Annotated in this window: 8 protein-coding genes; 4 read left to right on the plus strand and 4 right to left on the minus strand. The window is 72.1% G+C overall.

Annotated features, from left to right (window positions below; translation table 11 throughout):
• Nucleotides 1-49: 49 nt before the first annotated feature.
• The gene (locus ACIP79_RS36795; RefSeq protein ID WP_401230818.1) at nucleotides 50-790 is read right to left on the minus strand and encodes a glycoside hydrolase family 75 protein; all 741 of its coding nucleotides are present in this window, start codon (nucleotides 788-790) and stop codon (nucleotides 50-52) included.
• A 365-nt stretch (nucleotides 791-1,155) separates the two neighbouring features.
• On the opposite strand from ACIP79_RS36795, the gene ACIP79_RS36800 reads away from it, so the two are divergent.
• The 3 genes from ACIP79_RS36800 to ACIP79_RS36810 all read left to right on the plus strand — a co-directional run bounded on the left by ACIP79_RS36800 (nucleotide 1,156) and on the right by ACIP79_RS36810 (nucleotide 3,818).
• Entirely contained in the window at nucleotides 1,156-2,133 is a 978-nt protein-coding gene (locus ACIP79_RS36800) for a fibronectin type III domain-containing protein (RefSeq protein ID WP_401230821.1), read from the plus strand.
• A gap of 21 nt (nucleotides 2,134-2,154) precedes the next feature.
• Nucleotides 2,155-3,075, plus strand: coding sequence for a LysR family transcriptional regulator (locus tag ACIP79_RS36805; protein WP_401230824.1), 921 nt, complete (start codon nucleotides 2,155-2,157; stop codon nucleotides 3,073-3,075).
• A 209-nt stretch (nucleotides 3,076-3,284) separates the two neighbouring features.
• Nucleotides 3,285-3,818: a hypothetical protein gene (locus ACIP79_RS36810; protein WP_387177233.1), complete on the plus strand. Its 534-nt coding sequence runs from the start codon at nucleotides 3,285-3,287 to the stop codon at nucleotides 3,816-3,818.
• Nucleotides 3,819-3,974: 156 nt separating this feature from the next.
• On the opposite strand, the gene ACIP79_RS36815 is transcribed toward ACIP79_RS36810, so the two are convergent.
• From ACIP79_RS36815 to ACIP79_RS36825, 3 genes are all read right to left on the minus strand, one after another.
• Nucleotides 3,975-4,535: a PadR family transcriptional regulator gene (locus ACIP79_RS36815; RefSeq protein WP_401230826.1), complete on the minus strand. Its 561-nt coding sequence runs from the start codon at nucleotides 4,533-4,535 to the stop codon at nucleotides 3,975-3,977.
• Between the two features lie 31 nt (nucleotides 4,536-4,566).
• Complete coding sequence (locus tag ACIP79_RS36820; protein ID WP_401230829.1) at nucleotides 4,567-6,582, minus strand: FAD-dependent oxidoreductase; 2,016 nt, start codon at nucleotides 6,580-6,582, stop codon at nucleotides 4,567-4,569.
• A 185-nt stretch (nucleotides 6,583-6,767) separates the two neighbouring features.
• A complete protein-coding gene (locus tag ACIP79_RS36825; RefSeq protein WP_401230832.1) occupies nucleotides 6,768-7,550 on the minus strand; it encodes a putative protein N(5)-glutamine methyltransferase in 783 nt (260 codons plus the stop codon).
• 318 nt (nucleotides 7,551-7,868) lie between these two features.
• Here ACIP79_RS36825 and ACIP79_RS36830 point away from each other — a divergent pair, with 318 nt between their 5' ends.
• Nucleotides 7,869-8,363: a MarR family winged helix-turn-helix transcriptional regulator gene (locus ACIP79_RS36830; protein WP_401230834.1), complete on the plus strand. Its 495-nt coding sequence runs from the start codon at nucleotides 7,869-7,871 to the stop codon at nucleotides 8,361-8,363.
• The last annotated feature ends 91 nt before the right edge of the window (nucleotides 8,364-8,454 follow it).

The raw sequence follows: 8,454 nt of genomic DNA on the forward strand, positions 1-8,454 counted from the left end.
TTGGACCGACCCGGGTGGAAGGGCTCTGCCGTCCCGGGTGGGGGGGCGCTCAGTTCTCCTTGAGGAACCTGCGCGCCCGGCTCTCGCCCAGCGTCGCCGCCGCCCGGAGGCTCTCGATGGGTGAGACCCGCGAGTCCTTGAACACCAGGTAGGTCACCCCCGCGTCCGTCCCGCCGCCGATCGGGTCGGGGCGGATGCCGAGGGCCTTGGCGGTGGCGTAGGAGGCCTCGCCGATGATGTGGGTCGGGCCGATGTCGCCGACGACCGCGTACTGGACGCGGTCCTCGTGGATGACGGCGGCCACCGAACCGGCACGGACGTCGTGGTCCCGGTGGTTCCAGATGTCGCTGACGCCGGGGACGACGATGTACGGCAGCGTCTCGGCGTCCAGCTCGCGTCCGTCGGACTGCTGGTAGGCGGTCGCGTCGGAGAAGACGGGGTCGGTACGGCTGTTGCAGAGCCGGCCGGGGCGCCCGTCGCAGTCGATGTCCATGTCGGCCTTCCAGAACACGGCGCCCCGCTTTCCGCAGACGGGGATGTCGGCGCGGGCACCGTCGTCGCTGCGATAACGCCCGTTCGAGATCTGGGCGCAGCCTCGTACCTTCGCGAGCAGGTCGGCGGCCCGGACGTCCCCCTCGGGCGCCACCGCGGGGGCGGGCGCGGCCGGGCGGGCCGCGGCGGCGGGACGCACCGCGGGACCGGGAGACGGAGCAGGAGCGTGAGCGGGAGCAGGAGCGGGGGCGAGCAGGGCGGCGCCGGCCAAGGCCAGCGTCAGCGACTGGACACGCACGATGGGAGACCCTCTCCTGGGGGGACATTGACGGTCACTCGCCCAAATGTGGTGCGTGTCTGACGGTCCGTCCACTGGGAGGGGCCCGGACGGTGCACGGCTCCCCCGACAGGCGGTGTGCGGCCGAGGGCCCGAGCCTCGGTCGGCTCCGGCCACTCGACCGCCTTCGCCGGCGCGGGGACAGCGACGACAGCGGTCCGCGCCGTGGGCATGAACTCCCCTGTGAAAGGGACGAGTTCATGCCGCGTCGCCATCAGCATACGTACCCCGCGGAGGTCCGACGAACGGCCTCCGCCCTCTTGATGCGATCGCATCAGCGGTGCCTTAATAGGTACAGACCAATCCCGTCTAGGGAAGGCAGCACCGTGCGACGCGTCCCCCACGCGCTGATCTGCGGCTCACTGCTCGCCCTGACGTCCTGCGGCTGGGGCGGACAGAGCGACGACCAGGGCGTACGGCTGCCCCCGGCACCGATGGGCGTCACGGCCGCGGCGGGCAGCGCGACGAGCGTGCACGTCATGTGGAACCGCGCCTCCGGCGACCCCCAGGTGTCCCGGTACGTCGTGTACCGCGGCATGACCAGGCTGAAGGAAGTACCCGGCGAGGAGTACATGGTGGACATCACCAGGCTCAAGCCGTCCACGACCTACGTCTTCACGGTCCGCGCGCTCAACACCGACGGGAATCCGGGGCCGCCCAGCAAACAGGTCCGCGCCACCACGCCCGCGGCGGTCGCGGCCGACGACAAGGCCCCGGCCCGCCCCGGCAGTCCGAGCGGAAAGACCATCGGGAGCGGGTCGGTCCAGCTGTCCTGGGAGAAGTCCACGGACGACCGCGGCGTGGTCTCGTACGACATCTACCAGGGCGACTCGAAGATCCACAGCGTCGGTGGCGCGCAGACCGCGACCGTGGTGACCGGGCTGCGACCCGGCACCGGCTACGCCTTCACCGTGAAGGCACGCGACGCGGCCGACAACGTCTCGCCCGCGAGCGGCACGGTCCGGCTGACCACCGCGCCCGGTTCCGACGACGGCAAGGGCACGGCGCCGACCGGCTTCCGTGCCACCACACACCGCGCGGACGGCGCGTACTACCTCGATCTGGCCTGGGTGCCGCCGGACGCGGACGGAGTGATCACGGAGTACCGGATCCATCTCGACGGGGAGGACGCGACCTCGCTCGTCTGGGGTGGCTCCGCGCCCAGCGAGGAGGCGAAGTACAGCTTCTACGTGGGGCGGGAGGCCGGCGTCACGCACCGGGTGCGGATCCGGGCGAAGCTGCCGGACGGCACGTGGGGCGGGTTCTCACCGGAGCGGACCGTGACGACCGGTGTCCAGGGATAGGCCCGGCATATGGTGACCCGTATGCCCCATAGGGAACCCCATACCGCGCCGCTGGACCTCTCCCTGCTGCGGACGTTCCTCGCGGTGCACCGTTCGGGATCGTTCACGGCGGCCGGGCGGCTGCTCGGGCTGTCCCAGCCGACGGTGACGACGCAGATGCGTTCGCTGGAGGGGCAGTTGGGGCGGGAGCTGTTCGAGCGCGGGCCGCGCGGGGTGCTTCCCACGTCGGTGGCGGACGAGCTGGCCTCCCGGGTCGCCGCGCCGCTGGACGCGCTGGCCGTGGTCGCGGACCGCGGCGGCGCCGAGCAGCCCCCGGAACCGGTCCACGTCGCGGGCCCCGCCGAGCTGCTGTGCACCCGGGTCGTTCCCGCACTGGCACCGCTGACCGCGCAGGGCGTACGGCTGCGGGTGAGCGCCGGCCTGACCGACGAGCTCCTCGACGGGCTGCGCGGCGGACGCTACGACCTGGCGATCGCCACGAACCGGCCGCGCGGGCGCACCCTGACGTCCGTGCCGCTGACGGACGAGGAGTTCGTCCTCGTCGCCTCCCCCGCGTGGGCCGAGCGTCTGGGCCCCGACCGGGTGGCCGCCAACGGGCCGGCCGCACTGCACGGGGCGCCGCTGGTGACGTACTCCGACGATCTGCCCATCGCCCGCCGCTACTGGCGGCATGTCTTCGGCGTACGGCTGACCGGGCAGGCCGCGATCACGGTGCCCGATCTGCGGGGCGTCCTCGCGGCGGTCGTCGCGGGCGCCGGTATCACCGTTCTCCCCCGCTATCTGTGCCTCGACGAGCTGGCCTCCGGCGCCCTGGTACCGCTGCTGACCCCCGAGGACCCGCCCATCAACACCGCGTATCTCACCCAGCGGCCCGGCGCGTCGGACAACCCGCACGTGGTGCTGGTCCGGGAGCGGCTGCTGCGAGCGGGCCGCACCTGGTGAGGACCGGGCCGCCGGGTTACGCCTCGTCCGGGGCGTGACGGGCGGCCGGATCGTCGGCCGGACGATGGAACCCGTCACCTGCCCGGTCCCCGTCCGCATGCGGGCCGGGCCAAAGGCACGTTGGCTCTCCCCTGAAGGCAGCACGGGCCTTTCCGATCCTCGGCGGCGCATGGGACGTTCCGCCAACCGTGCCGCTGGAGGGCAGTCCTATGCGTACTACTCAGCTACTCATCCGCTCCGGCCTCACCGTGGCCGCCGCCGCTGCGCTTCCGCTCACCCTGGCCGCCGAGTCGGCCGCCGCCGTGGGTTCGGGCATCTCCGTGAGCACCAGCGGTTCCACGGTCTCGGTCACCACCAGTGCCTGTCCGAGCAACGGCAGCAGCTTCGGCAACGCCTCGCTGCTCTCCAGTGGACAGGGAAGTTTCGCCCAGGGGCGGCAGGTCGCCCTGACCGGAACGAGCACCAGTCAGGCCGCGTCCTGGTCGACCGTGAGTGCCGGTACCTACACGGTCATCGTGGTCTGCCAGGACGGGACGACGGCGGGCACCCAGTCCATCATCGTGTCGGCCTCCGCGACGCCCCGGGTCTCCGCGACACCGTCGCGCGGGGTCATGGGCGGTCTCGGCGGAGCGGCCCAGGACCACGGCACGCTCACCCTGGTGGGCGGCGCGGCCCTGGCCGCCACGGGCACCATCGCGGGCGCCTGGTTCCTGCGCCGCCGGTCCAAGCCGCACCGACTCTGATCCGGGTCGGTCATCACGGCGCGGCCGTCCGTCCGACTTGGGTCGGGGGACGGCCGCGCCGCGTTGTCGCGGTCGTGCGCGTGGGCGTGCGCGTGGTCGCGGTCGGCGGGGCGGGGGCTTCGGCGGCGAGGACGGCCGTGCCGGGCGCCCGACGGCCTAGTCGCGCGCGGGTAGCCGCCGCTCCGGAAGCTGCTCGAACTCCTCCAGCGCGTGGGCCAGCCACCGCGTCCAGAACGTCTCCAGGTCGATTCCGGCGCGCAGGACGAGGTGCCGCAGACGATCCTGCGCGGTGTCCGTGCCGGGCGGGAAGTCGCGCTTCTCGATCTCCTCGTACTCGGCCAACTGCTCTTGATGCAGGTCGAGATGGCGGCGCAGGTCCGCCTCGACGCCCGCGGTGCCGACGACCGCCGAGGCGCGCAGCCGCAGCAGCATCGTGTCGCGCAGGGGCTTCGGGTCCTGGGACGCGGCGGTCCAGCGGGCGAGTTCGTCCCGGCCCGCCGGCAGCACCTCGTAGCTCTTCTTCTGTCCCCGGGCCGGCTGTTCGGACGGCAGGGCGCGGATCTGGCCCTCGGCCTCCAGTTTGCCCAGCTCGCGATAGATCTGCTGATGAGTCGCCGACCAGAAGTAGCCGATCGACCTGTCGAACCGCCGGGTCAGCTCCAGGCCCGAGGACGGCTTCTCTAGCAGGGCGGTGAGGATCGCGTGCGGGAGTGACATGGGGTCATCCTAGGGACGGTTCACGGGCCCTCTAGAGAGCCGCCGCCAGCTCCGTGCCCTGCTTGACGGCACGCTTGGCGTCCAGTTCGGCGGCCACGTCTGCGCCGCCGATGAGGTGCGCGTTCCTGCCCGCGCCGATCAGCTCGTCGTAGAGGTCGCGGCGCAGGTCCTGTCCGGTGCAGAGCACGATCGTGTCGACCTCCAGGACGCTGCTCCGCCCCTCGACGGTGACGTGCAGACCGGCGTCGTCGATCCGGTCGTACCGGACGCCCGGGACCATGGTCACGCCGCGGTGCTTGAGTTCGGCGCGGTGGATCCAGCCCGTGGTCCTGCCGAGGCCCGCGCCGACCTTGGACGCCTTGCGCTGGAGGAGGTGGACGGTGCGCGGCGGGGCGGGTCGCTCGGGAGCGGCGAGGCCGCCGGGCAGGCGGTAGTCCATGTCGACGCCCCAGTTCCGGAAGTACGTCGCCGGGTCCTCGCTCGCCTTGTCGCCGCCGTCGGTCAGGTACTCGGCGACGTCGAACCCGATGCCGCCCGCGCCGAGGATCGCGACCCGGTCTCCGACGGGGACCTTGTCGCGGAGCACGTCGAGGTAGCCGACCACGCTGGGGTGGTCGGCGCCGGGGATCTCCGGGGTGCGCGGGCTGACGCCGGTCGCGACGACGACCTCGTCGAATCCGGCGACGGTCCCGGTGTCCACGCGGGTGTTCAACCTGACGTCCACGCCGTGCAGTTCGAGCTGGGTGCGGAAGTAGCGGATCGTCTCGTCGAACTCCTGCTTGCCGGGGACCTGGCGGGCCACGTTGAGCTGGCCGCCGATCTCGGGAGCGGCGTCGAACAGTGTGACGTCGTGGCCGCGTTCGGCGGCGGACACCGCGCAGGCCAGGCCGGCGGGACCCGCGCCGACCACGGCAACCCGCTTGCGCAGCTTGGTCGGTGAGAGGACGAGCTCGGTCTCGTGGCAGGCGCGGGGGTTGACCAGGCAGGAGGTGATCTGCCCGCTGAAGGTGTGGTCGAGGCAGGCCTGGTTGCAGCCGATGCAGGTGTTGATGGCCTCCGGCCGCCCCGCCCGCGCCTTGGCGACGAAATCGGGATCGGCGAGCATCGGGCGGGCCAGCGACACCATGTCCGCGTGACCGTCGGCGAGCAACTGCTCGGCCAGTTCCGGGGTGTTGATGCGGTTGGTGGTGACGAGGGGGATGGAGACGGCACCCATGACCTTCTTGGTCACCCAGGCGTAGGCGCCGCGTGGCACCGAGGTCGCGATGGTGGGGATCCGGGCTTCGTGCCAGCCGATGCCGGTGTTGATGATCGTCGCTCCGGCGGCCTCGACCGCGCGGGCGAGCGTGATGACCTCCTCCAGGGAGGAGCCTCCCGGTACCAGGTCCAGCATCGACAGCCGGTAGATGACGATGAAGTCCTCGCCGACCGCCTCGCGCACCCGTCGGACGATCTCCAGGGGGAAACGCGTGCGGCTCTCGTAGGACCCGCCCCAGCGGTCCTCGCGCCTGTTGGTCCAGGCGGCGATGAACTCGTTGATCAGATAGCCCTCGGAGCCCATGATCTCGACGCCGTCGTAGCCCGCCCGCCGCGCGAGGCGGGCGGCACGCGCATAGTCCTCGATGGTCCGCTCGATCTCGGCGTCGCTCAGTTCGCGGGGCACGTGCGGGCTGATCGGCGCCTGCAGGGCGCTCGGTGCGACCAGGTCCCGGTGGTAGGCGTACCGGCCGAAATGCAGGATCTGCAACGCGATCCTGCCGCCCTCGCCATGCACCGCGGCGGTCACCTCGGCGTGCTGATCGGCCTCCGCCTCGGTGGTCAGCTTGGCCCCGCCCTCGTACGGGCGGCCCACCTCGTTCGGCGCGAAACCGCCGGTGACGATGAGGCCTACGCCGCCACGGGCACGGGCGGCGTAGAACTCCGCCATCCGCTCGAAGCCCCGCTCGGCCTCCTCCAGGCCCACATGCATGGAGCCCATGAGCACGCGGTTGGGCAGCGTGGTGAAGCCCAGGTCGAGCGGGGTCAACAAGTGCGGGTAACGGCTCATCGGACGGCCCTCCGTGCGCGGTGTCGTGCCTCTGTTGTAGACGACGGAACGCGCATTGTGCAACTAGTTGCACAATGCGGTGGCTCACTCTCCGAGGCGCGAGGACGCGGCACGGTGGTGCACCGTGGCGTGCCCCTGAGTCGGCAGGGCGGCACCGCGCCCGTCGGATCAGGACGGCGAGAGCCTTACGCCTTGGTGCCGATCACGACGTTGGCGTACAGCTCGTCGGAGACGGCCAGCCGGCCGGTCAGGCCGCCGCGCGCGACGGCGTTGAGCGCCAGAGGCGCCTGGCGTTCACTCGTCTCGACGAGGAGGCAGCCGCCGGGGGCGAGCCACCGCGCGGCCTCGGCGGCGACGCGCCGCAGGACGTCGAGCCCGTCGGAGCCGCCGTCGAGAGCGACGAGAGGTTCGTGATCGCGGGCCTCCGCCGGCAGCAGGCCGACCTCGCCTGTAGGGACGTACGGCACGTTGGCGGCCAGGATGTCGACGCGGCCACGGAGGCCGCCGGGGAGCGCGTCGAAGAGGTCGCCCTCGTGGACCTGGCCGGCGTAGGGCGCGACGTTGCGGCGGGCACAGCGCACGGCGGCCGGATCGATGTCCGCGGCGTGCAGTTCGGGCCCGTCCAGGGAGGCGGCCAGGGCGGCGCCCACCGCGCCGGAACCACAGCACAGGTCCACGACGAGTGACGCGTCACGCGCCTGGGCGACCGCCCGGTCGACGAGGAACTCGGTGCGGCGACGGGGCACGAAGACGCCCGGTTCCACGGCGATGCGCAGGCCGTGGAAACCGGCCCAGCCGAGGACGTGTTCGAGGGGAAGCCCTTCAACGCGTCGGTCCACCATGGTGGCGATCTCGTCCGGGGTACGGGCGGTGGAGAGGATCAACTCCGCCTCGTCCTCGGCGAACACACAGCCTGCGGAGCGGAGCACGGTGACGACGGAGGCGAGCAGCGGGGGCAGAAGAGGCATGGGAGCCCGGGGCCTTTCGGTGAGCCGAAGGGCGCTCTCGCGGCTGCCGCCTACAGGCGGTGAGCCGTGTTGCCTTGAGGTGAGAGCACCCGACCTGACCTAGCGGTAATGGGTCTCACCTCCCGCGGCTGCTCCTTGGCCGGGGCGATCCCCGGCCGACGCGGCAAACACTAACAGGATCGGCCGGACGGCGACCGAGTCCTCCTCGGCTTCCGCCACGGGCTCCGGCCCGGCCCGTACGGGGGGCGGGTCGAAGGCGTCCCTGCGAGCGGGCCCGTTCAGGTTGTAACGTACAACTATCGGCGCGAGGAGGTTTCCATGAAGACCGTCGAAGGTCCCGGTCGGAGCGAGGCCGCCGGCGGCGCCGACGCGGCCGTCGAGACCATCCAGCGGGAGATGACGTCCTTCGCCCGGCGCGCGAGAGCCGCCGCGGGCCGGGTGCATCCGGAGCTGTCCCTGGTCTCGTACACGCTGCTCGGACATCTGGAGGAGCGTGGCGGCTGCCGCGCCACCGACCTCGCCGCGCACTACGCGCTGGACAAGTCCACGGTGAGCCGGCAGGTGGCCGCGCTGGAGCGGTCCGGGCTCATCGAGCGACGGCAGGATCCGGCGGACCACCGGGTGCAGGTGCTGGACCTGACGGAGACGGGCACGGCGATCCTCGCCCAGGTGACCGCGAGCCGCGCGCTGGTGGTCCGCGAGCGGCTCACGGGCTGGCCGGAGGAGGACCTCGTCCGTTTCGCCGCGTACCTGCTGCGCTACAACGCGGCGGGCACGGACGGTCCGGTCACCGGACCGCCCACTCGCTCCTAGTGAGCTGGTTTTGAGTTCTCCCGTCGCCACTTGAGTCGTGTTCTGTTTCGGATTGTGGCTTGGGCGGTGACGGGGCTGGTGGTTTGCGGTC

This window comes from Streptomyces sp. NPDC088747 (assembly GCF_044751025.1).
GTDB lineage: Bacteria > Actinomycetota > Actinomycetes > Streptomycetales > Streptomycetaceae > Streptomyces.